The 23825-nt window shown below is 38.0% G+C and carries 17 protein-coding genes and 7 pseudogenes; 16 read left to right on the top strand and 8 right to left on the bottom strand.

Going from position 1 to position 23825, the window contains the following annotated elements; translation table 11 throughout:
- Positions 1 to 10: 10 nt before the first annotated feature.
- From INP51_RS12880 to INP51_RS16580, 6 genes are all read left to right on the top strand, one after another.
- Positions 11 to 1315: an O-antigen polymerase gene (locus INP51_RS12880; RefSeq protein ID WP_193735233.1), complete on the top strand. Its 1305-nt coding sequence runs from the start codon at positions 11 to 13 to the stop codon at positions 1313 to 1315.
- Complete coding sequence (locus INP51_RS12875) at positions 1312 to 2421, top strand: polysaccharide pyruvyl transferase family protein (protein WP_193735232.1); 1110 nt, start codon at positions 1312 to 1314, stop codon at positions 2419 to 2421. The genes INP51_RS12880 and INP51_RS12875 overlap by 4 nt, the downstream gene beginning before the upstream one ends.
- Before the next feature lie 14 nt (positions 2422 to 2435).
- Positions 2436 to 3014, top strand: a complete 579-nt coding sequence (locus INP51_RS12870; RefSeq protein ID WP_193735231.1) for a 4Fe-4S binding protein — start codon at positions 2436 to 2438, stop codon at positions 3012 to 3014.
- Between the two features lie 48 nt (positions 3015 to 3062).
- Positions 3063 to 4808 (top strand): 2-succinyl-5-enolpyruvyl-6-hydroxy-3-cyclohexene-1-carboxylic-acid synthase, encoded by a 1746-nt coding sequence (gene menD / locus INP51_RS12865; RefSeq protein WP_193735230.1) that lies wholly within the window; start codon positions 3063 to 3065, stop codon positions 4806 to 4808.
- 85 nt (positions 4809 to 4893) lie between these two features.
- Positions 4894 to 6300 (top strand): lipopolysaccharide biosynthesis protein, encoded by a 1407-nt coding sequence (locus INP51_RS12860; protein WP_193735229.1) that lies wholly within the window; start codon positions 4894 to 4896, stop codon positions 6298 to 6300.
- A 141-nt stretch (positions 6301 to 6441) separates the two neighbouring features.
- Complete coding sequence (locus INP51_RS16580; protein ID WP_408610554.1) at positions 6442 to 6624, top strand: SDR family NAD(P)-dependent oxidoreductase; 183 nt, start codon at positions 6442 to 6444, stop codon at positions 6622 to 6624.
- Between the two features lie 153 nt (positions 6625 to 6777).
- Here INP51_RS16580 and INP51_RS12850 read toward each other — a convergent pair whose 3' ends face one another.
- A complete protein-coding gene (locus INP51_RS12850) occupies positions 6778 to 7029 on the bottom strand; it encodes a hypothetical protein (RefSeq protein ID WP_193735228.1) in 252 nt (83 codons plus the stop codon).
- 252 nt (positions 7030 to 7281) lie between these two features.
- Positions 7282 to 7743 (bottom strand): IS66 family transposase, encoded by a 462-nt coding sequence (locus INP51_RS12845; RefSeq protein ID WP_268885831.1) that lies wholly within the window; start codon positions 7741 to 7743, stop codon positions 7282 to 7284.
- Positions 7744 to 7976: 233 nt separating this feature from the next.
- Here INP51_RS12845 and INP51_RS16575 point away from each other — a divergent pair.
- The 3 genes and pseudogenes from INP51_RS16575 to INP51_RS12835 form a co-directional block, all read left to right on the top strand.
- Positions 7977 to 8207: pseudogene (locus tag INP51_RS16575) on the top strand (hypothetical protein); the annotation flags it as partial.
- Positions 8204 to 8491: an IS66 family insertion sequence element accessory protein TnpB gene (tnpB, locus tag INP51_RS12840; RefSeq protein WP_193735227.1), complete on the top strand. Its 288-nt coding sequence runs from the start codon at positions 8204 to 8206 to the stop codon at positions 8489 to 8491. The pseudogene INP51_RS16575 and the gene tnpB, both read left to right, overlap by 4 nt.
- A 305-nt stretch (positions 8492 to 8796) precedes the next feature.
- Positions 8797 to 9144, top strand: a pseudogene (locus INP51_RS12835) (trimethylamine methyltransferase family protein); the annotation flags it as partial.
- 332 nt (positions 9145 to 9476) lie between these two features.
- Here the strand turns inward: INP51_RS12835 and INP51_RS12830 are convergent.
- Positions 9477 to 10652: a Gfo/Idh/MocA family protein gene (locus INP51_RS12830; protein ID WP_193735226.1), complete on the bottom strand. Its 1176-nt coding sequence runs from the start codon at positions 10650 to 10652 to the stop codon at positions 9477 to 9479.
- A gap of 327 nt (positions 10653 to 10979) precedes the next feature.
- Here INP51_RS12830 and INP51_RS12825 point away from each other — a divergent pair, with 327 nt between their 5' ends.
- Genes INP51_RS12825 through INP51_RS12805 form a run of 5 tightly spaced genes read left to right on the top strand, consistent with a single transcriptional unit; the run spans position 10980 to position 17404 of the window.
- On the top strand, positions 10980 to 12284 hold the full coding sequence (locus INP51_RS12825) for a sugar ABC transporter substrate-binding protein (RefSeq protein WP_193735225.1): 1305 nt from the start codon (positions 10980 to 10982) through the stop codon (positions 12282 to 12284).
- Positions 12285 to 12341: 57 nt separating this feature from the next.
- Positions 12342 to 13253 (top strand): carbohydrate ABC transporter permease, encoded by a 912-nt coding sequence (locus INP51_RS12820; RefSeq protein WP_193735224.1) that lies wholly within the window; start codon positions 12342 to 12344, stop codon positions 13251 to 13253.
- A 12-nt stretch (positions 13254 to 13265) separates the two neighbouring features.
- Entirely contained in the window at positions 13266 to 14102 is an 837-nt protein-coding gene (locus INP51_RS12815) for a carbohydrate ABC transporter permease (protein ID WP_193735223.1), read from the top strand.
- A 6-nt stretch (positions 14103 to 14108) separates the two neighbouring features.
- Positions 14109 to 15887 (top strand): sensor histidine kinase, encoded by a 1779-nt coding sequence (locus tag INP51_RS12810; protein ID WP_193735222.1) that lies wholly within the window; start codon positions 14109 to 14111, stop codon positions 15885 to 15887.
- Positions 15884 to 17404 (top strand): response regulator, encoded by a 1521-nt coding sequence (locus tag INP51_RS12805; protein WP_193735221.1) that lies wholly within the window; start codon positions 15884 to 15886, stop codon positions 17402 to 17404. Before INP51_RS12810 ends, INP51_RS12805 begins: the two co-directional genes overlap by 4 nt.
- Positions 17405 to 17966: 562 nt before the next feature.
- On the opposite strand, the pseudogene INP51_RS16610 reads toward INP51_RS12805, so the two are convergent.
- The 5 genes and pseudogenes from INP51_RS16610 to INP51_RS12785 form a co-directional block, all read right to left on the bottom strand.
- Positions 17967 to 19280: pseudogene (locus tag INP51_RS16610) on the bottom strand (IS30 family transposase).
- Positions 19281 to 19761: 481 nt separating this feature from the next.
- Positions 19762 to 20139: pseudogene (locus INP51_RS16210) on the bottom strand (transposase); the annotation flags it as partial.
- A complete protein-coding gene (locus INP51_RS16205; protein ID WP_230406952.1) occupies positions 20117 to 20728 on the bottom strand; it encodes an IS110 family transposase in 612 nt (203 codons plus the stop codon). The pseudogene INP51_RS16210 and the gene INP51_RS16205, both read right to left, overlap by 23 nt.
- Positions 20729 to 20822: 94 nt before the next feature.
- A pseudogene (locus INP51_RS12790) lies at positions 20823 to 21602 on the bottom strand (transposase); the annotation flags it as partial.
- Positions 21603 to 21881: 279 nt separating this feature from the next.
- Positions 21882 to 22616 (bottom strand): annotated as a pseudogene (locus INP51_RS12785) (IS91 family transposase); the annotation flags it as partial.
- Positions 22617 to 22819: 203 nt separating this feature from the next.
- On the opposite strand from INP51_RS12785, the pseudogene tnpC reads away from it, so the two are divergent.
- Together tnpC and INP51_RS16535 are read left to right on the top strand one after the other, a co-directional pair.
- Positions 22820 to 23527 (top strand): annotated as a pseudogene (tnpC, locus tag INP51_RS12780) (IS66 family transposase); the annotation flags it as partial.
- On the top strand, positions 23525 to 23794 hold the full coding sequence (locus INP51_RS16535) for a transposase domain-containing protein (RefSeq protein ID WP_230406951.1): 270 nt from the start codon (positions 23525 to 23527) through the stop codon (positions 23792 to 23794). The pseudogene tnpC and the gene INP51_RS16535, both read left to right, overlap by 3 nt.
- The last annotated feature ends 31 nt before the right edge of the window (positions 23795 to 23825 follow it).

Genomic DNA, 23825 nt, shown 5'->3' with positions numbered 1-23825 from the left:
GAGGTTGACTTTGATATTATCTGTATTAGTTGTTTGCTTGATTTTTGAATTTTTGATGGCGATATTTTTATTCAAGGCGGATGTGCTTGCACCGGCAGTTGTGTTTAGCTTTGTTTTTGTTATTTCATCTCTTGACCTTATGCTCATGTCTGACTATTGGAATGTCACAATACAGAGCGTGACGTTGTGGATTATAGTTATAGGTGTCTTATCATTTATAATCGGATCATATCTAGCTAAAAATGTTCGTTTTATTCGCATAAGTGTAGGAGGTTTATCATTAGTTAACTATCAAGAGAATTTCCGAATTTCACGCAGCTTTTTAAACTTTATGATTGCCGTTTACATTCTATTTATTGGTATATCTATGCTGTATGTGATTCGTTCCAGGGGAGTCTCTTCAGCGATTACAGGACTATTCAGCTCTTATGTGACTGCCCTAGGTGATGACACTGAATTGGAGTTGCCTGTCTTTCTTTCTTTGCCGTCCAAATTTTTACTCCTTGGTGGTTACATTTGGGGATATTTTCTTGTAAATAACTGGATAATCAATCATAAGCTTGAAGTACGATATATTATCTTGTTTGTGCTTACCCTTGTTATGTCGGTTTCTAATGGAAAAAGAGGAGAATTGGTTGCACTTGTCATAACGCTGGTTATATATATTTTGTTTGCTTTGAAAAAAAATAGGTCAAAAAAGTTGAGCAAGAAAGTATATTTTACGCTATTTTTAATACTTATTGCGGTAGCTTTATCATTTCAATCAATTGCCACTATGATGGGACGTGATAGTGATTTGTTTGAGCCACTCGAATATTTTTCTATTTATTTGGGCGCGCCGATTTTGAATTTAAATACAAGCATATTGCGCGCCGGATTTAAACATCCTATCTTTCTGTCTGAAACTTTTCATTCATTGTATACTGCAATCGGGGAAAATTTCGGAATTGACCCGTTCATATATACTACCGATCGAATCTTTTGGTCTAGTCCGAATGGGAAAAGAGTCGGAAATGTGGCAACTACATTTTATGATTTTTACCATGATGGAGCTTTTATGGGTGTCATTGCTTTGAGTTTTATTATGGGCTTTATTGTCCAGAGTTTGTACAATGGGCTTAAGCACGAGAAATTTAAGAATGGAATGTTTGCTACAATGGTATATTCGTATATGCTTTGGATGGTTGGGCGTAGCTTTTTTGCTAATTCTTTTTTTGATTGGTTTACTCTTTCAACTATTTTTACTTTATTGATTTGGTGGCTATATACGGTTACGATTCCCAAAATTGGGCTGCGGAGGAGAAAAAAGGTATGAATGCTGGATTAATCACTTATCATGCTGCGTATAACTATGGTTCTGTTTTGCAAGCATTTGCTACGCAGGTAATGCTGGAGCGGTTGGGCTGCAAATGTCACGTTATTAATTATCGCTTTAAAGGACAAAAAGACTTTTATACGATAGTAAGAACCAAATATGGTTTGAAAATATTTCTGCTTGATGCTATTCAATTTCCTGCTTTTAAGGACAAAAGGATAAGACAAAATAAATTCGAATCTTTTATAGGGAAAAACCTTAATTTAACCGAATTAATTGATGATCCCGATAATATGGAGCAAATTGCTAATCTTTTTGATATTTATATTAGTGGTGGAGATCAGATTTGGAGTAAGTATTCTTCGGAATTGTATCATGAAGATTGGCGCTGGATGAATCCATACCTATTAGTGTTCACGAATAAAAAGAAAATCTCTTATGCTACCTCTATTGGAAGTATGAATAGAGATGATTTGTTTAGAATTAAAAGTGCTCTTTGTAAATATTCTCATATTGCAGTCAGAGAGAATAGCGCGGCTGAAACTTTATCCAATTTTTTAAGCAGGAAGATAAATTACGTGCTTGATCCAACATTATTACTAGACGCTCATGACTACAATTCTTTGATAGAATTGCCTCGATATAATGAAAAATTCATTTTATATTATACGTTACGTGGGTTCAAAGAGGTCAGCAGACAGAGGAAAGATCTTTTGAAATTGAGTGTGAAATATCAGATGCCAATTTATGCTATTACTCCATTTTGTTATTTCCTGAATTCCAAGAACTATATTAATGTTATTTCTGCAGGTATTGAGGAATTCCTGGGTTATATCAAATCTTCCCAATTGGTTATTACTGATTCGTTTCATGGCTCTGCATTTTCAATTATATTCCAAAAAAAGTTTTATTCTATTTGTAAGGGCTGGGATACAGACTATAGAAAATCAGAATTGTTGAATTGTCTTGGACTTAATAATAGAATTAGTAATAGTATTTCGGATTGTGATATTGTATTAGATATAGATTATTGTGAAGTTGAGCAAAAATTGAATGAATTGAAAAAAGAGAGTTTGAAATACTTAAATAATGCACTTGAAAGTTAGACTGGAGGTTCACTATGGAAATCTGTAATCATACATTATGTACAGCTTGCGGAACCTGTGTGAATGTATGCAGTAAAAATGCTATTACAATGAAGGCAGATGGTGAAGGCTTCCCTTATCCTGTTATTGATGAGTCCTGTTGTGTTAAGTGTGGCCTTTGCCAAAAAAGTTGTCCGGTAAACAAGGATACGCAAGCATCTGAAGCTACCTTTTATATGGCTTGGCACAAGTATGACAGCGTTCTTCAGAAAAGCTCATCTGGCGGTGCCTTTACAGCAATAGCGGATTATGTTTTGTCTCGTAAAGGAGTTGTGTTTGGCGCGGCAAAAAAAACAGATACGCAGGAAGTTTGTCATATTATGATTGATGACGAAGACGGTCTTAATAAACTTCGACTAAGCAAGTATTACCAAAGCGATACAAAAAAAGTGTACCAGCAGGAGATGCTTAAGCAAAATAGATATGTATTATTTAGCGGGACTGCCTGTCAGGTTGCCGGGTTGTATTCTGCTCTGGAACGATGGAAGATCAACGTGAACTTCCCGGAAAAGCTCACACTCAGCCTTTTCCACGGTCATAAAAGCACCTGTTGAAAAGCCGAAAAAGCGCAAAGTATCGCAAAAATATGGAGGATTATAACCATGTACACAGTATTGAAAAACACGCAGATTGTTATAGCTCTTTTGAAGGAGTATGGTATTAAGCATATTGTTATTTCTCCAGGGACACGAAACGGCCCCTTTGTTCACTCTCTAGAAGAAGACGATTACTTCAAATGCTATTCGGTTGTCGATGAGAGAAGTGCTGCATTTTTTGCTCTCGGAATAGCCCGTCAGCTTAGAGAACCAGTTGTGATTTCCTGTACCTCCTCTACGGCGGCATGTAATTATTTTAGTGCTGTGACGGAAGCATATTATTCTCATATTCCACTTGTTGTATTGACTTCAGATAGAAGTCCTTATACTAGAGGACAACTTGAAAAGCAGCAGATTGAACAGGTTGGTATGTATGGAAAGATGTGCCGTGTAAGCGTAGATCTGCCATTGGAGATTCATGATGATGATGAATTCTGGTATTGTGAAAGGCTTGTAAATGAAGCTTTGATGGAATTATCTCATCATGAAGGTGGACCTGTCCAGATTAACATGCCAGCATATTATAATTTGGAATATTTCACAGAGAGCAAGTTACCTCTTGTTAAGAGAATTTATCGCAACAGCCTTCGTAGTCCATATTCCGAACATGAAAGCCGATTAGCTGATTTGCTGCATACTACTGGAAAAATCATGGTGATGTGCGGCGCACATGCCCCTTGGACTTCTGATATGCAGGAAAAGCTTCGCCGCTTTCTTAACATTTACAACTGTGCTTTAGTAGGACAGCATATGTCGAACCTGAATATGTCGGAGATGATCCCTATCACAGCTGGGACAGATATTTGCAACTGTCTTGTAGGGCATGAACCAGATATTCTGATTAGTATCGGTGGTCCAACGCAGATGATGTACTTTGAGAAACTTCGAAAGTCTAAGGTGAAGCACTGGCTGGTCAACGAGGATGGTGATATTGAAGATCCAACAAGGCATCTGACAGATATATTTGAATGTCCGCTTGAAACATTCTTTGATTATTTTATATCGCATGTGCATGCAGATTGGGTTGGATCCGGCGAATATCAGGCTGAAGTGTCCACAGCGGTTAACCAGTATACTACATCCAGACCAGAACTCGATGTGTTTTCCAATATCTATGTCATTCGAGAGTTCTGCAAGCTTGTGCCTTCAGGGGCAATAGTAAATATGAGCATCCTAAATGCTATCCGTATCGTTGAGACGTTCCCCTTGGCTGAAAATGTGGAAGTTTATGCGAATGTCGGCGCTTACGGTATTGATGGCTGTATGTCTACCTTTATGGGGCAAGCATCGGTAGCAATGGGGCCTGCGTACCATGTAACCGGTGACCTCAGTTTCCTGTATGACATGAACTCGATCTGGATTCGTCATGTGGGCGACAATGTACATATCCTCCTAATTAATAATTACGAGGGAATTGAGATGCGTCGGAGCTATCGAAATCATGGTGATGTACGCCGCTATATCACTGCGGGGCATCATGTGTCACCAAAAGGTTGGATTGAAGATAATGGATTCCATTACTATACAGCGACAAGTAAGAGTGAATTGGCAGAGGTAATGCCTACATTTGTGAATGACAACAAGAAGTGCGTTCTTGAAGTATTTACGAGTGGCATAGATGATGACAAAGAAGCGTTTAATTATTATTCGCTTCAGAATACCAGCATGAATGGAGTATTAAAATCAAAAGTAAAAAGTGTTCTTGGAGACGAGGGCGTGTATAAATTGAAAAAAATAATTGGGCGAAAATAATTTTATTGGATACATATAAGCTGAATTCATGAGCTTGTTGTTGGCAACATGCTTTTGCTCAAAATTGGGAGGAAAGACTGCAGGAATGTCTAATAATAAGGAAAAAGATCTGGTGAAGAATACTCTTCTGTTTACCGTAGGGAACGCAGGAGCCAAGTTGCTCATGTTGATTATTGTACCGCTGTACACGTATTATGTCAGCACGGAGCAAATGGGACAGTACGATCTCGTGAATACATATGTTGGCCTTTTTTCATCTTTGGCTTGCCTTGCCCTGCACGAGGGTTTATACAGATGGCTGCTGGATGCAAGTACAAAGGACAAAGATATCCTAAAAACTGGTTTACTTGCTTCTTTCATTGCAGTAGTAGGGTTTGATGTAATTGCCTGGATTTTCCTTAGTGTTATAAATTATACGTATTTGCCGGAATTTATCTTGCTGGTTACTGCAGCAGCTTTTTACACGATAGTGCAGTTTATCACGAGAGGTTTGAGAAATAATAAGATATATGCGGTACAAGGTATTGTCTATTCGCTTGCTTTGATACTTTGTAACGTGATCCTCGTAATATGGCTGCGGATGCAGGCGCGTGGATTGTTGTTATCAATGGCCTTTGCATATATTGTTACAATTGTGTTCATGGCAGTGGTTCAGCATTTGGTAAAAGATTATGTTGTTCCTGGTAAATTTGATAGGGACCTTGCCAAAGATTTAATCAAATATTCTTTGCCAATTGTTCCTAATAATATTGCGTGGTGGCTTGTATCGGCATCTAACAGGATTGTGATTAACTGGGGTATGGGAGATGCGGCGAATGGTATTTATGCTATCTCCATGAAGTTTCCGACGCTCGTGAATATGCTTTCTACTTTTTTCTACCAGGCGTGGCAGGAGCAAGCAATTTCTGAATATGACAGCAAGGAACGTGATGCCTATTATACAAAGATTTTTAATATCTATGTTAAAGTGCTTTTGACAGGAATCATTGCTCTACTTCCAGTGACAAAATTTATAATCATCTATTTTATGGATTCTTCCTATCATGATGCTTATCAGTTTATTGGTCTATTGTACTTATCGAGTGTTTTTAATGCGTTTGCTGGATTTTATGGCACTGGTTATCTTAGCACCAAGAAAACTATGGGTGCGTTGACTACCACAATGTGGGGTGCAATTGCAAATGCTGTTTTGACTGTAGTGTTAATCAATACTGCTGGTCTTTATGCGGCGGCTTTCGGAAGCATGGTCGGCAACGCAATTATTTGGGTGACAAGAATTGTTCAGACGCGAAAATACTTTAATATTAAAATTGAGTGGAAGGCATTTATTATATTAATAGGATTATGCGCAGCAGTGATCGTTGCAGTGAATGCAGCTGGCTTGGCTGCTATGATCGTGTTGGAAGTTATTGCATGCATGTTCTTCTTGTTAGTAAATAAGGAATTAATTGTTCCTGTGGTGAAGCAAATTGCCAATAAAGCAAAAAAATAGAATTTCACGGAGTGGATATATGGATTTATAATAGGAGAAGTAGATGAGTCTTAAATAAAATACTCAATAAACTTTTTGCGAACGGAAAAGCAGGTACCTATTCCGCGGCTTGCAAACGCACAAAAGTTATTGGATGGCAAGGTGGTCCTTATCACCGGCGGTAGCGGAGGGATTGGCTTTGCCATGGCGAAAGCTTTCCTGGACAGTGGAGCCAAGGTGATTATTTCAGGAACAAATGAGGGAAAGTTGCGTAACTGCGTAGAACAACTGGGGGGGGACAGCTTTAGGGAGACAGTCAAGCCCCTTGCACTGCATAGCGTATAGGAAGCAGGCTCCGGCAGATGCATTTCCTTTCACGGTATGTAGTTTTAAGCCACGCTACAGGGCTGATTCCTTATAGCAGTCAACCACCTCTCTATACGCTGGATTTAGCTGGTGATATGTATCATGTTTCATCAGTGGTTCTTTTTTCTATAATCAGGATAAATTCCGGGCATCAAACCATTTCAGTATCCCATACTCCAGCCTGTAACGACGGCGCATTTCGGGAGAGATAGTTTGTCCCTCACGGATGATACATGTCGCCTCATACGACTCTATTACATCCCCATTTTTTCTGAGCCAGTTGATTTCGGTTTTTAGCAGGAGAATGTAGCTTTTAGAATAGCCATTATCCTCCATGTGTTTCATGAGCTTGTTAGCGTTTAAAAAAGGATTTTCAAATTCCATATCTCGTCACCTTTTGCCTTAAATCATACAGGACAATGACGGCGATTAAAATAAAATCCAAACTTCTTATCCAAAAGAATGCTGTATTCAAGGGCTTTTTTAATGCAAAGTTTGGATTTTATTTAAGTTTGGATTTCTCCAAAAATCTAAACTTTTGGATTTGCTAAGACATACAAAGGCAATGCATCTTACGTAAGTGTTTCAAAAGATAGCGCTGTGTAATTCCACCGCAATGCTGTTATACTAAGCCTATCATTTTTTTTGACATTTTTTATGCTTATGAATCAACCTACATTCTTCTGGCAATTCTTTTGACCAGGGCAGGTATTTATCCAGTATCTCTGGATGATTTAGATAGTCGTTATTGGGCATGCTTTCCAGGATGTATTTCAGGTATTCATAAACATCCAGATCATTGGCCCTGGCCGATTCTACTAATGTATAGAGAACGGCATTGGCCGTTGCACCTTTAGGTGTGTCTGCAAAAAGCCATGCACGTCTTGCTGTGGCAAAAGGTTTTATATTTGCTTCGCATAAATTATTCGAGATTGGCAGCCTGCCATCTTTTAAAAATGTTTCCAGATAGTTTCTCTGGTTTTTAGAGTATCCCAGCGCAGTTGTCAGTTTTTCATTCGTAGTAGAAAGGGCCGCTGTTTCTTCCACCCACGACCAAAAGGCATCGAGGATGGGACGTTGTTGATTGTCAAGTAAAATTGACCCACTTTTCGTTTAAATCTGATCCACCTTACATTTTGATCCTGGTGGATCAGATTCGTAAGTGCTCCAAAAGATAGCGTCGTGTAATTCCTGAGAAAATCCTGTAAAATTGACCTAAAATATCTTTAGGAGGTTACACAATGGACCAGGATAATAGAGCTTTATGGAAAGAACGGATTCAAGAGCAGGCATCCAGCGGTATGTCTATGGCTGCATGATGCTGGCAGAATCATATAAAAAAGTCTACTTTTTACTATTGGAAGAAACAGCTGCATACAGAATCCAGGGAAATACAATCTGCAGTACCTCAGTTTGCCAAACTAGAGCTTCTAGCCTCACCAGTACCATTAGGTAATCCAGAGGGACTCCGGATTACCTGGGGAGAGTTTTCCTTTACCCTTTCGGATGCAGGGGACTGTTCTCTTGCTATTCATTTCATTCGGCAGGTACAACAGTTATGATGGATCTTTTTGTAAAAGATGCAAGACACATCTACATGGCATGTGGGGCAACAGACTTCCGCAAACAAAGAAACGCAATCAAAGTGCTCCGGTACGACAGCAATGGTTTTATCTTAGCAAACAAAAAGCTTCTGGATGGGATGAAATTCCAGTGGCCAAAAGATCCCTCGGAAGTAAAAGAGATATCCTACCAGCAAGTGCAGTGGCTTTTACAGGGGCTGGAAATCGAACAGAAAAGAGCGCTCCATCCGGTAAAAATGGATGCGAAGTCCACCTGTTTTTGACCGCTGAAAAGTGACGGATAAAGCCTCTGGAAAGGGCGTAAAATGAGCACTTTTCGGTGTTTGGGATGTGCAAAAAAGATGGCATTATATGCTCCAAAATGGTATAATTATAAGTAAGAAAACAAAGGATAAGTATACCAATGACAGAACATGAAGAACTGCTGAAACTTCGAGTGCTTGCCGAAAAACAACAAAAGGAAATCGAAGCCAAAGATAAGATCATCCAAAAACAGAATAATACAGATTGAAAACATGATCCAGGCACTTCTTCATGCAAGAAAGAAGTTAATACACTTAGTTATGAAAAATATCTTTTAGATGAGCAAAATATTGAAATGATTCGTAAAATTGTAAATGGAATGAAAATCTTTACGGGTGATAAGGAACTGGAGAATATCTCTGATGTCGGACCCGGCGGACAGTATATTTCTGAAGAGCACACGATGGAATATATGTATAGCGAGTTATATATTACGAGACTGTTTAACAAAATGGGTTATCCGAGCTGGGTAAGAGAAGGAAAGAAAGATGTAGCCAGGTTAGCCGGCGAAAAGATTGAGGAAAGACTGGAATCTTTTGAGTATCAGGATATTACGAAAGAACAAGAGAGCGTCTTAAGAGAATATATTGGAGATCTTTATGATACGATCTGATATTATCTGACGTAGAGACTTTTGTAAGACTCCGAGTATATTAGGCTGCTATTTTTCAGTATACTCGGAAGGCGTAGAGGCGGGCTTTGCTTTTGATCTGATTCTTGGAATATATGCTGAAGTGATAGTTTCTCGGAAATCTGATGATCGGGTCGCTATAGATAATCTGGTCGCGTTAGCAATGTCAGTAATGGAAAGAAAATCACAGGAGATATTGTACCATTCATTACACGGTCAATGCTTTCATCCCAAAAAGAAACTGTACCAAGGATTTGAATCTTTAGTACAGTTTCTTTTTCTCGGTTTAAGATCAGTTTGTTAGTCTGCTTATTTTATAATTCGTCAAATTTGGGAATATCTATTACAGCTCCTCCTTCCATAGCAGATTTATGTGCACAGATTCCCGTTCCAGTCCAGTAAGCCCCCATAATATCGTCAATTGTCGGTTTTCTATTTTCTATAATAGATCTCACAAAATCATGTACCAAGTGTGGATGTGATCCTCCATGCCCTCCTCCCTGTTTAAAAGAAAGATGAGTATTTTCATTGTTATAGACTGTATTGGTTGTAAAAGGAGCTATTTCCTTAGGTAACAGATATGCATAGTCAGGTATTTGAATTCTTTCTTCTGTTATTTCTCCGCCTCTTTTAGATTTCTCATTTTTTTCATTTGTTATGTCTACGTCCTGAAGTGCTCCGGTTCTAGTATATAAAACTGGATTTTCATCAGCTAGCTGCTGCCATTCAAAACTCTTGTTTTCTCCATATATGCGGAAGCACTCGGAATAGCTTCTTGCGACGCCGTAGAGAAATCTTTCCATTTCTATAGTAATATCACTATCCTGCAAAGTAATAAAGGCAGATTCAAAAGCATAAGGACAATTATATTTTTTCTTCAATTCATCATGTACTTTTCCAGATCCCCGGGCATATACTTTTTCAGGCAAATGCCCACTTAACATTAGACAGGGTGCTACCGCATGAGTCGGATGCATAAGCGGTGGAAATCCCTCCCAGTATTCCGGCCATCCCTCCATATCCTGGTAATGTGCACAAGACATGTATTGAATACGGCCTAATTCTCCTTTATTATATAATTCTTTAATGTAAAGAAATTCTCGCTGATAAATTGTAGTTTCCATAAACATATAGTTTTTTCCGGAAGACTTCTTAGCTGCGATAATGTCTTTTAATTCTTGGATGGATAAGCCCATTGGAATTGTACACCCACAATGTTTCCCTGCATTTAAAACTCGAATTGAAAATGGTGCATGGGTTGCGGGCGGAGTTACTAGATGGACAGCATCTATTTCCTTAATATCAAGTACAGATTGTAAGTCTGTAAAACATTGTTCATCTGGAATACTATAGCGTTCTTTGGCTAGGGAAAGTAACTTCTCGTTTTTGTCAACGATAAATACCTTGTCGACATCTGGATGTTTGCAATAGATAGGAACAAATTCTAAACCAAAACTAAGTCCTACGATTGCTACGTTAATTTTGCTCATGATATCCTCCTTTGAAATATGAAATTAATACTTAACTAAGGCTAATTGTTTCTATTTTAGTATAAATAAAATAATTTAAAAACTGAATAAATAAAAATAAGAAATTCTATAGTTAATATTAAAAAAAATCATAGATATGAAAAAATAGATATGAAAATATTTTATGTATCCCTATAATTATGGTTAAAAAAAGTATATATGAATTTAAAGTAAAATATTTATATTGTATTTTAAACAATTACAATTGAGCTATGGATAAAATATTTATTCAATTATTATAGGAAACATGTTCTAATATAATTATAAAGATGAAATGGAGGATAAATTATGAAAAAGAAGTTCTTAGGTTTGGTTCTGGGACTAGCTGTATCAGTAACTTTGGGAGGATGTGGAAATAAGGATGCTTTGTCATCCTCTGGAAATGCACCGTCTAATTCACCGCAAGGGTCTGCTTCAGAAAAAGGGGAACTTACTTTGCTAATGACAAACGACTGGCTTGATAAAAGTAAACCAATTGGTTCAGAATTTACGAAAGTTATACAACAATACCAAGAAGAGAACCCTGGTGTTAAGATTAAGTTACAATCGGCATCGGCTCAAGACATTAAAGAAAATTTTCAAACAGCTGCATTGGCCGGAGGGGGTCCGGATATTGTTATTATGGATAATTCTGGACATGCAATTGATCTGGCGGCAATGGGACTACTGGAACCTCTCAGTAAACATGATTCTGCAGAGAAACTTACTTCAAGATATCAGGAAGGACCATTGAATTCCGGAAAATTTAATGGAGAATATTATTCTGTTCCATGGTATATGGACTGTTGTGGTCTATATTATAATGCTGATCGCTTGAAAGAGTTAAACTTGGAGGTACCTACAACCTGGGATGAGTTATCTACGGCATTAGATACAGTTTTGGAGGCCGGTTATGGAGGAATTACTACCTACCAAAGTGCATATGCTTTTTATTCTTTCTTTTACCAAAATGATTGCCCGGTAATCGATACAAGTAAAGAAATGCCAAAAGTTGTGGTTGATAATCAAGCCGGAAAAGAAGCTTGGAATTATGTCTGTGATCTTGTTCAAAAGGGTGCACTTGTCGAATCCTTTAAAGAAGCGACAACATGGGACAAAGTATATGAGAGTTTTGCGAATGGGGAAGCTACTTTTTTAATGGGTGGTGATTGGTGTGCTCCGGGAATTGAAGGAGTAAATCCGGATATGAATTATGGAATTGCACCTATGGTATCTGGAAAGAAACAGGCAACCATCCTTGGTGGTTGGACATGGAATATTAATATAAACAGTAAAAATCCTGATTTGGCATATGATTTGATCTCTTATTTAAATTCTGAAAAGGGTGATTCCATACTGGCGGCAGAAGGAAAAATTTCAGCTAGAAAAGAGTTTGACTATAAAAAAGCGCTGGAAGGTAAAGATCAGTTAAAAGTGTTTACTGAAGAATTTCCGTATACAGAGGCAAGACCGGCAATTATCAATGAAAAAGCAATTGATAAGATAATAACGAATAGGATATTAGAAGTTCAGTATGGAAAATCGGATTCCGAACAATCCTTAAAGGACTTAAAAAAAGAACTTGATGAAAATATAGCTGAGAATTATAAATAGGGTGTCGACAGCCCCACAAATGATGGGGCTGTTCTTTAAAACCAAGGGAGGTCAATCTTGAAAAGAAAGAGGAGAATTAAAAGAAGCCTTGAACTAAAAAAGAATTTACCAGGCTACCTGTTGACTGCTCCGGCTGTTATAAGTGTTCTGGCTTTAAGTATATATCCGTTATGTAGAGGAATTTATCTTAGCTTCGTGAAGTATAACCTGGTAAAGCCATGGGATAAAAGCTTTAATAAATTTGTTGGTCTGGAGAATTATAGGGAAATATTCAATAATAAAATTTTTATTCAGTCTTTGGGAACCACTGTAAAATGGACTGTGATTAACCTTGGTACACAGTTAATCGTGGCGCTACTATTAGCCTTGGCGCTTAATAGAAAGATAAAAGGACGCGCAGTGTTCCGGACCTTGATTCTAGTTCCATGGGCAATCCCGGCAGCTATTTCTGCCATGACATTTACTTTCCTATTTAATGCCAATGTTGGTATCATCAATATTATTGCTGTGAAGATAGGACTCTTAGCCGAATCGGTATCATGGCTGGGAAATGTTGGGTCAGCATTTTGGTGCGTAATACTCGTATCTATTTGGAAAGGAATTCCTTTTCAGATGATATTTATTCTAGCTGCTCTTCAGGGGATTTCCGGAGATGTATATGAGAGTGCAAGTATAGACGGAGCTGGCCGCTGGCAAAGTTTTTGGCGTATTACGCTGCCTATAATTAAAGAGCCGCTTGCTATTTCAACTATTTTGAATTTAATCGGAATTGTATCGGACTTCAACACAATATGGTTGATGACAGAGGGAGGACCACTTTACAGTACTGAAACTATCTACACTTTTGGTTATCGAGAAGCTTTTATTAATCATAACTTTGGTACTGGAGCGGCGGCATCGGTAATACTGTTTATATTTATGGCTCTTTTTTCTTTCATTTATCTTAGAATGGTAAGAGAAGAGGATTAGGAGGGAAGATAAATGACAAAATCTAATAGCGAAAAAACCATTTCCGCAGCTGCTTATATTTTCTTAATTATCATGGTAGTGATATCGATATTTCCATTTAGTTATGTGTTAATGACTGCATTTAAGACTTCAGAGCAGATTTATGATCCAGGTCAGATTATTCCTACTCATATTACTCTTCGTAATTTTAACCAAGTAATTTTTAAATCAAATTTTATACGTTATTTTTTAAATAGTATATTTATCACGTTAGTTACCATGGGAATTTGCATGATATTGTCTGTCATGGCTGCGTATGGATTTACAAGATATTATATCGTCGGAGGAGAACATATCAAGATGGTAATCCTTATGACTAAAATGTTTCCCGGAATTTTACTCTGCATTCCTTATTATGTTATAATGAAACAATTGAATCTTATAGACAGCTATTTAGGACTGATATTAATGTATTGTTCTTTCACACTTCCTTTTGCAATATGGAATACGTGTGCTTTTTTTAAGACAATACCCTGGGAACTAGAAGAGGCAGCGAGGATAGATGGATGTAGCAGGCTGCGATCCTTTTTTTCAGTAATATTTTATGTAGCAAAACCTGGATTATTTGTTACTTCGCTGTTTTGTTTTATGTCATCATGGGATGAATATATGTATGCGTCAATATTTATTAATACAACACTGAAAAAGACAATTCAAGTGGGGATGAAAGACTTTATAGGACAATACTCAATAGACTGGGGATTGCTTATGGCAGCAGTAATCATTAGCTTGATCCCGATTTTAATATTCTTTGCATTTGTGCAAAATAATCTAGTTGAAGGTCTATCGTCAGGTGCTGTTAAGGGGTGACAGAGAATGCGTAACAAAAGTATACGTACACAGATGATCGTTTATTTGGGGGGATTTATTATCCTCCCTCTTTGCGTTGGGTTGATGATTTTAAATATCTATCTTCAGAGAACTATTTATGAAAGTAAAATAAATCAACAGCAAACCCTGTTGTTACAAATAAAGGAAAATGCTGAGCAGGTGATTGAGGTATCAAATTATGTTTCCAGCATGATGATGACCAATCGGGATGTTTTAGATGATCTGCGTGAAATCAAGGAAGAAAATGATGGATTTGAGGGTTACCAGGCGAGAGAAAATATCTCTGCCAAAATTCAGGAAATAGAAAGCAGTACATTAAATGCTGTTGGCGGGAAAATAGCAATACTTACTGATTCAGGATATTTAGTTGGGTCGTATAATATTAGTAAATCCTCAGAAAATTATAAAAAATGCGAGTGGTATCAGCAGGCCATATGTAATGGAAGAGAGCCGATTTATTCTTCCTGTATTTCTAAAGCTTTTGAGGAGATGAGGGTTATAAGCATTCAGAATCAAAATGCCTTATATAGTGCCAGGAGCATCCGGGATTATTCTGGGAGGCAATTGGGGGTTGTATTAATTCGTTTATCGGACTCGAATATCTGGGGAAGATTTACTGATCTAATGTATCAATCAGACGATAATTCTTTATATCTTTATAACAATGAAAACAAAGTTCAATTAGTTTATAATCAAGGAATAGAAAATGTCAGTGATATACTTGATAAAATACTTAATAGATTTAAAAAAGGTGAGACTAGCGGATCTGTTTCGGGGGATCTTTATTTTAATATTATCAAGCTGGAAAATTCAAATAATTTTCTGGTTTATACCGCTCCTAATGAGGTGATCTTTGCTGAAAGCGACTTAGTTAATAATAGAATTATGAAGATGATCTTACTTTTGATCCCGTTGACAATTATAATTTTAATTCATTTATCAAAAAAATTATCAGACCCAATCAGAAACGTTGCTATGCAAATCGAAGATTCTGAAAATGTCGTTCATGATATTAATATTCCAAAACGCACTTTTCTCGAAATAAATATATTTATACGAAGTTATAATAATGCCTCCAAAAGGGTCAAGGAACTACTTGAAAAAGTGAAGGAGGAAAGCAGAATGAAAGAGAAAGCTCATTATGAAATGCTGATGTCTCAAATCTCACCGCATTTTATTTTTAATACGGTTAATTCTATTCGAATTATGTCAAGGGAAAGAAATGAAAAAGATACGGAAAGAGCATTGACAGCGCTGGGAAATATTTTACATGCGGTTTATTCTAATAAGGATGGGATGACAACTGTAGGAAGAGAAGTTTCTATTGTTCTCTCTTATGTTGAAATTATGCAGTTCAGATTTGGGGACAGTTTTCAGTATTATGATGTTTTACCAAGCAATCTCTATTTTTATGAAATCCCTGCTTTTACACTTCAGCCAATATTAGAGAATGCAATATTACATGGTGTGAAGGGCATGAAAGGCGGACAGATTATCCTGTCTGGAATAGAATATGAAAATGATTTTATGATTTCTATTTTTAACAATGGAAACTCTGCTGACAAAGAAAAAATAGATCAGATATTAACGACTCCTACTAGAAATAAAAGCGCTTTTACCGGAATTGGATTGTCAAATGTAAATGCACGCCTTAAAATGTTATATGGAGATCAGTATGGATTGATTTTCAATGAAAAGGTTACAAATGGGTTTGAGATATGGATTCGAGTTCCGAAAGGAAAGGGAAGGAGATCATTAATATGAAGGTTTTGATTGTAGAAGATGAAATTTTATCACGGATAGGTCTTAGGCAGTTAATAGATTGGGAGTCACTTGGATTAGAATTATTAGAGGATGCTAAGGATGGAGAAGAAGCATTGAGGACGATTGACAGTGAATGCCCGGAAATTATACTATTGGACCTGAATATTCCTAAAGTTGATGGCATGCAAATATTAAAGCAGATGAATAACTACCATTATGAACATCGTGTTATAATTATTAGCTGTAATGAGGAATTTGATAAAGTAAAAGATGCTTTGAAATTAGGCGCATATGATTATTTGAGAAAACTGAATCTCTCTCAAGGTGAGTTGCTATTATCATTAAAGAAATGTATCAAGGAATTAGTACATAATGACTCAGAAGAGGAAAGAGAGGGAGCTGTTGTTACTAAAATTAAGTATGAGGACTTGTTGAATGAGGGTAAGCATATATTTTCAATCAATTGCTCTTATAAGCTACTGTTATTTGTACAATTACAAATAGAGGATAACTTCATAGGTAATAGTTTAGAACTGAAATCTGAAGAGTTTTTGAGTAGCAATCAGGTTGATGCTGTGATTATTCAAAAAGACTCTCAAAGTTGTTTCTTTTTATTTCCTGTTATATATGGGAATTTATTTATGGAGCGATGGCGTCGTTTCCTGGAGGATTTGTTTCATGTTAATGTTTATATGGGGTATGTCGATCATGTAATCAATGATACTCAGAAATTATTTGATAACCTGGTTCTTGTTGAGCAGATTCATGCTCTTTGTTATTATGATGATAGAAAATTCCTATGGAGACTTACTGGTAAATTGAATATAAGCGAGCATAGCCCAAAAGGGATGATAGATTTGATTAATAATCTTAGAAAAGAAGTCGATGAGTTCAAACAAAAAGAAAGCAGTACTTGTATTCATGATGTCTTTTCGCTAATAAGAGATACACACTATACCAGTGTCAATGTCCTTCGGCGTATCTTTATGGATATACTTGGAATCTTTTCTATTACGGCACAGAATATAGACGGTGCGATTGAAGAGATTTATGTTAATGGAGATAATTGTCACTATCAAAAGATAATGATGATGAATAGCTTATCAAAAATTGAAGAATGGCTTCTAGACTTCGAAGATGAATTTTTCAAGTATTTTTTTGTTCAATATAAATGTTCTCATTCTGATATTTTAAAGAGGGCGTTTGATTATATACATGAGCATTTATATCAGCAGATACAACTTTCAGATGCTGCAAAAAATATTGGGGTATCGGCGGCTTATTTAAGTACTATATTTAAGAAAGAAATTGGACAGAATTTTATTGAGTATACCAATATAAAGAAAATTGAAACATCTAAGGAACTTTTAAAGAAGGGGGAGATGGTATACGAAGTATCAGATGCACTTGGATTTGAGAACAGTACTTATTTTTCAAAAGTTTTTAAGAAATATGAAGGGGTATCGCCTGATATGTATCGTAGAACTGGTAAGCAAACAGAGAAAATTACAAGGTAAAAGGCCTTATAACGCAAAAGGGGCTGTCGCTTTAGAGATTGAAAAATCTTGAAGCGGCAGTTTCTTCATGCACGGAAAAAGATGTTTGGAGCCTCTACGGAAACAGCACAAGTGGACGGGCAGTAATATTGCGGATGAGGTGAGTGGGGTTGTAAAAGGATCGGTAGATACGCCGTAAGACACTAAACCAGAGGTTTACACACTGAGTTGAGAATTAATAACATTAGATCCCTTTTTTAATATCTTCTTCGTAGACTATATATGGATTTTTTGAAAACATATTAAAATATATAATAAAATAAATTTCACATTCCTGAATTGAAAAAGTAAATTCCGTATGCAGAACTAAATTCCACACCCCCTCTAAAAACCTTGAGTTTTTATAAGTTTCTTAAGACAAACCCCTTAAATGATGTTATAATGATCCTAAGATTTGAGAAACTTCCTGTTTTTGGGTATGGCAAACAAGACCTATGGATTTGGTGTATGAAAAAGTTAATTCCACAGGTCCTGCTTTAAATTTAAGATTTGTCTGTCCTGACAGCGGTTTTTCTTATTGGTTCTAGTGTTTCAGCAGCTTAGGTGATAAGATCACCTCATCGGGTGGGATGAGTTTTAGTTGCAGGGCCCCGAGTACTTCGGGGCCATATTTTTTTAATGCCAGTTCATATGGCGTTTGGTCTCCCAGATTTTTCCTTGGAGCAGAGTTGATATGGTTCACAACCCTGTTGAGATCCCATTGGGTCAGTGATTCAAACAAAGTGCCTTTTGGCAGAATCATTCGAAGCATGGTATGTACATTCTCAATTCCGCCTTTCTGGTTGCTTCTCATGGGATCACAGTAATAAATGCTGGTTCTCTGAAACCCTTCCGGATCCGTTTCCAATCCGTCCGGATCTCCGAACTCTTTGCCCCGGTCGGTCAACAGGCAGGGGAACAGAGACTGGAATTCATAGGCATCTCCCAGAGAAGCCTGCAAATGCTCAAATACAAGCCGCACAGCTCCCGGAGATCGGTCCATACGATGTGCCAGCAATAGTTCTATATCCGGGAAATACAGTGTGTGAATGCATTTGTCAGAGCCTCGGGCTGATAATACGGTATCCATTTCAACGAACCCGCCAAGAGACAGCCCCAGAACTTTAAAATCCGAATAGGTTCGTCCTTGAAATACCTCACGATTTACAATCTGTGTTTTATGGCATTTACGGGCTTTATATTTCACCTGGCGTTTTAAATCGATATTCCGAGAAAGAAGGATCCCCTGGTCAATGTAGTTATAAAGTGTTTTTACAGACAGACCCAGTTCCGGATGATTTGTTACAATAATATAAGGTGACTGTCCCTGTGCAATCAGCGGAGCAGCGACAGAATCAATTCTATGAAGCTCTGAGCGTGTAAGATTGATTCCGGATCATGCGCCTTCCAGAAGTTCTTCATACTCCCTTTGAGCAGTACGGGCATTATAATTATATTTCGTTGGGATGGAACAGAGATTTTTTCTCTTACTGCATCCATTGCAGACATAAGGAGCATGTAAAAGACGGGTGCAGGATTCCCGTTCAAATCGCAGGCAGACCTGATTGCATTTATGGCAGGATCTGCAATGCTTGTCGCAGATAATCACCTTTTGGCATGCATTTGTTTTCTTACAGCGAAACCGATGGATACAGAAGTTATAAGGGTTGTTAAAACTCCCTCTGTTCCAGGTATTCTGAGAACGATGTTTTCTGATCTCCTTGGAAATCGTTGTAGGATCCTTACAGAGAAACCTCGAGATATCTTTGAACGATGTACGCTGATTCAGTGTGTCTTCAATGTACTGTCTGTCCTCAAAGGTCAGATGTTTCTGATTACCGGGTATTGATTTCGACATAGTGTACCTCCATGCCGTCAGAACAACAGATATCGGAATACTACAGAATTAAGGGAATATCAAATACTCGTAGAAATTGGATGTGAAAGGGTTAACTCCACATGTGAAAGACTAAACTCCAGTTAGGATAACCAGAGTAGAATTTACTTTTTTAATTTACAGCCAGCAAATTTGTTTCTGTTGGTATTGAATAAAGTAAGTAAATAAAGTATAATGTCCATGAGCAATGAAATCTTTTCTGGTATTTTGGATTTTTAGTCGAGGACATTATACCAAAAAAGGGAGGACATTGCTCTTTTTATTGCAAACTCCCATAAAATCAAGGTATATAACAATAAAACAGGGTAGTAATTTGACACTACCTTTTGCGTTAAGCATTCTGGTGATATGTCAAGAACTATTTAAAAAAGATTTCGAGATGTTTAGGTTAAAAATGGGTGCACTTAATAGACGTATGGAAAAAATCCAGCCATTCCAAACATTAGTTCGAAACGATATTCAGTTCGGCGTCCAACTTCTCGCCGGTGTACAGTTGGTTTTTGGCCAGCAATCCAAAAACGAGGCGTACGAGTTTACGTGATGTAAGCGCGAGTGCTCTTTTGTGTTGATGCTTAGTTACTTCAGAATACTTTTTAAGATAGTATTCGCTATATTCAGGCATATGACGCCTGACGCTGTTAGCGGCTTCGCCTAAGTAGTAGCGCAGATAGGTATTACCTGCTTTTGAGATATGGTTATCCTCAGAGGTAAAGTCACCGGAATCACTTTTCGGCCATGTCAGTCCTGCGTACTTGGCAAGTGCGTCGGATGAATGAAAAGCAGAGATATCACCGATTTCAGCAATCATTCCGGAAGCCGACCGGGCATATGCCGGGGATGGATTTCAGGATGGTAAATGCATTTGGATTCATTCCATTGATGCATCTCTCGATGGCCTGATCCATCAGCTTGATTTCCTTATGATAAGTCTGGATGCAGTTGAATGAACTTGCCAGTGACACATTTAGCGGCTCATACATGCACTTGTCCAGACGATAAGAATCTCTGGCTGCCTTCTTTAAAAGGTTCGAGGTTCTGGAGATATCTGTGATACGGTTCCTGCTCTTCTTTGCGAGGAACTGCAGTAGCTCTTCTTCCGGAGTGTCAATGATGTCCTGCAAAGACATAAATTCTGTCAGGACAGCGGAGGCAGTCGTTCCATAAATGTTACTGAATGGCTGGCTGCCATCATCTAAAAGCTGTAGCTCGCTGAATTTTAAGTAGAGGTTGGAAACCATGTGGGTCTTTTCTCTGGTGATGCATTCAGCCAGATGAAGCCGATGTCTGGTCAGTCTTTTGAGAGCCAGGAACTGACTACCTCGCCATGGCTCACATTTTTTGGTACGCCCGACCCTTGCGAAATCTGCAATCAGATATGCATCAAGGGGAAGGGGATCTGTTTTCTCCATAGCCACATAAGACTTGCGATAATTCGCAGTAGCCTTAGGGTTAAGGCAGTAGACGTAAGGCTTATAAGGCATCAGTATCTCACAGGAAGACAGGGATGGACTTGTCTTCATCTGGCGAATCAGATTTCTTATTAGGCACAAGCTCGGGATGGGCATTCAGGAAATCCTTATTATAAAAATCAAGATGCCGAACAATACCAAGCCCATTTGTAACAATGCCTATTTTATAGGCATAGCAGAAGTGACCATCAACATAGAGTTGTTTAATCTGATCATTAGCAGATGCGTGTGTGGGCGTGGAACCATAAGCAGCCTTGTATGGATCATAGTTGGAATCAAAATGATTCGCTTTGGCATAGGCTTTTAGTTGTTTGATAATTCGATTAGCAAACTTCGGATTGTTTTCATTTACCCAAGCTTCCATACCAGAGGAATCAAAGATTGTCATATCTGCTTTTGAAGAGTCAATTGCTTGGCAGATTGGCTCGGTAATATCTACAAGGTTCTCAAAAACAAGCTGTAAATCTACCAGAAAATCCTGCTTAAAACGAGTAATTTTTGAAGCATCAGGAACTTTGGTAAATCCGCAGAATTCGCGCAAATGTCTGGAATACTTGAGAAAAACAAGAAGTAAGGAATCAGTAGGAATGGAAAAAATCCGCTGAATAATAAGTGCCCATAAAAAGGCATGTAAAGGGCATTTGCGGGTTCTGCCCGTAGATGCATAGAAGTGATTCCGGAAGGAATCAGGAATAATTTCATCAAGATCAATGTTTAATTGAAGAAGAGACAGAAATTCAGCTTTATCAGATTCATAAATATCCTGACAATTTGAAAAAACATCTGCCAATGAAAGCTGATTACATGTTATAATCTTTTAGTGAAGTATCATATTTTGAGCAATCAAAAAGAGCAGTCAGAGATTAAACTCTAATTGCTCTAAATATGATTCTTCACGATTGTACCAAGTTCGCGGTAACTTAGCCGATGAGGTATATGGGGATAGTATCTTTTTTCAGAACCTCCAATCTAGGAAAATGGGTGTAAAAACCAAAGAAGCACAGGTATGTTTAGCTCAAAAAATATTTTTGGGCATGCTTCGCAGACCTTCCACCAGGAGGTCTTTTGAAAAAAATATGATAAAAGCAAAGATTTACCAAGAAGCGGCATAGTTCCTCCTTCCGAGCTGTTTCATGGATCTGAATCCACATTTAGGGCAGAGGCAAATATCAAAGTTCCAGACAGTTTTTAATAATTCGGTCATGGATAACCCAATATATCGTCGCTTAAATCTCTGACATCCCTGGAGCTTAAAGAGGATTTTCAGATTTCTGGTTTTCATCCGTTTATTCAGAAATCCATAATAGCGGATCTTCTGAAATCCAGATGGCAGCACATGCATCAAAAAGCGACGAATGAATTCCGTGTTTTGCAGAATGATTTCACGATTGGGTTCATCTGGCCTTTTCCCTCTTGCAGAAAAGGTTGTTTTTGTCGGTGTGACAGATAAGATTCTGCTGTTTGATATGGCAATCTTATGTGTGTATTTTCCCAGGTATTCAATCGCATTGCCAAAACCGTTAAAGGTCTCCTTAATATAGGGACACCAGTCTTTTTCATAAAGATGATTTTTCCATTCCTTCCAGTGGTAAGAATTCTGAAGTTTCTTACAGGAAGAAGAAAAAGAAAGTTTTCCGCTGTTATGGTATATTTCTAGAAGTGCGAGATATTTTCCTTTGAATTTATCACGCAATACCTTTACCGGAATAAAAAACTTGCTCTTGGATTTTCGAAGCTTGTGGTTTACGGTCAACCCTCCACCAGAAACAATACAGTGCATATTATGACAAGCTTTACATAATATCCATAATGACAAGCAAGATATTATGACAAGGGAAGGAGGATATTCCTAATAAATAAGGTCTTTCAATCCTCTTCCCTTTACATAATTCAACGTCCCAGAGAATTCAACCATCCCAGCAGGTCTTTATCATCACCCCAATCCTTTGTCTTTGATACAGCGCTTGTTTCTGGTAAAGGTGTCTTCTGACCCTCGAGCCGTTTGCCCGCCAGGAGAAGGACTGGTATCGGATGGGATTGGTGTTGCCAAGAGGAAACATGGCCAATTGGACCATTCGCTGCAGCGAGGAATGGCTGACCCCCATTTATAACAGGATTCATGAGGTGCTGTTGAACTGCCAGATCCTGCACATGGACGAAACCCGAATCCAGTGTAATAAGGAAATGGGGAAAAAGGCAAGCAGCGAGTCCTATATGTGGGTAATTCGCAGCGGTGCCTGTGAAGACATTCAGGCCGCCTTCTTCCATTACTCCCGCACCAGAAGCGGTGACGTTGCAAAAGACCTATTAGGGGGATTTCACGGATATCTGACCACGGATGCATACATAGGGTATGAAAAGGTGGAAGACATCAAAAGAAATTTATGCTGGTCCCATTGCCGGCGTTACTATATAGAAAGCATCCCGTTGGATAATCAAGGGAAGGAAATCCCCGGGTCCAAGGGAGCGGAAGGCAGGGAGTTCATCAATCTTCTCTTTAAAGTTGAGAAAGAGATTAAGGATCTGCCTTATGAAGAAAAGAAACAGAAGCGTCAGGATGCGTCACGTCCCATCCTTGATGCCTTTTGGTCGTGAGTGGAAGAAACAGCGGCTCTTTCTACTACGAATGAAAAACTGACAACTGCGCTGGGATACTCTAAAAACCAGAAAAAATATCTAGAAACATTTTTAGAAGATGGCAGGCTGCCAATCTCGAATAATTTATGCGAGGCAAATATAAAACCTTTTGCCACAGCAAGACGTGCATGGCTTTTTGCAGACACACCTAAAGGTGCAACGGCCAATGCCGTTCTCTATACATTAGTAGAGTCCGCCAGGGCCAATGATCTGGATGTTTATGAATACCTGAAATACATCCTGGAAAGCATGCCCAATAACGACTATCTGAATCATCCAGAGATACTGGATAAATACCTGCCCTGGTCAAAAGAATTGCCAGAAGAATGTAGGTTGATTCATAAGCATAAAAAATGCCTCAAGAAATGATAGGTTTAGATAGCAGCATTGCGGTAGAATT

It is taken from the genome of Blautia liquoris, from assembly GCF_015159595.1.
GTDB lineage: Bacteria > Bacillota > Clostridia > Lachnospirales > Lachnospiraceae > Novisyntrophococcus > Novisyntrophococcus liquoris.
The sequence above is the reverse complement of the archived record's forward strand: the minus strand, read 5'-3'. Positions and strand labels throughout refer to the sequence as shown.

Coding starts and splice junctions, on each gene's coding strand:
- INP51_RS12815 (WP_193735223.1), top strand. CDS start 13,266: ATGACAAAATCTAATAGCGAAAAAACCATTTCCGCAGCTGCTTATATT.
- INP51_RS12870 (WP_193735231.1), top strand. CDS start 2,436: ATGGAAATCTGTAATCATACATTATGTACAGCTTGCGGAACCTGTGTG.
- tnpB (WP_193735227.1), top strand. CDS start 8,204: ATGATGGATCTTTTTGTAAAAGATGCAAGACACATCTACATGGCATGT.
- menD (WP_193735230.1), top strand. CDS start 3,063: ATGTACACAGTATTGAAAAACACGCAGATTGTTATAGCTCTTTTGAAG.
- INP51_RS12805 (WP_193735221.1), top strand. CDS start 15,884: ATGAAGGTTTTGATTGTAGAAGATGAAATTTTATCACGGATAGGTCTT.
- INP51_RS12810 (WP_193735222.1), top strand. CDS start 14,109: ATGCGTAACAAAAGTATACGTACACAGATGATCGTTTATTTGGGGGGA.
- INP51_RS12830 (WP_193735226.1), bottom strand. CDS start 10,652: ATGAGCAAAATTAACGTAGCAATCGTAGGACTTAGTTTTGGTTTAGAA.
- INP51_RS12875 (WP_193735232.1), top strand. CDS start 1,312: ATGAATGCTGGATTAATCACTTATCATGCTGCGTATAACTATGGTTCT.
- INP51_RS16205 (WP_230406952.1), bottom strand. CDS start 20,728: ATGGAGAAAACAGATCCCCTTCCCCTTGATGCATATCTGATTGCAGAT.
- INP51_RS12825 (WP_193735225.1), top strand. CDS start 10,980: ATGAAAAAGAAGTTCTTAGGTTTGGTTCTGGGACTAGCTGTATCAGTA.
- INP51_RS12850 (WP_193735228.1), bottom strand. CDS start 7,029: ATGGAATTTGAAAATCCTTTTTTAAACGCTAACAAGCTCATGAAACAC.
- INP51_RS12860 (WP_193735229.1), top strand. CDS start 4,894: ATGTCTAATAATAAGGAAAAAGATCTGGTGAAGAATACTCTTCTGTTT.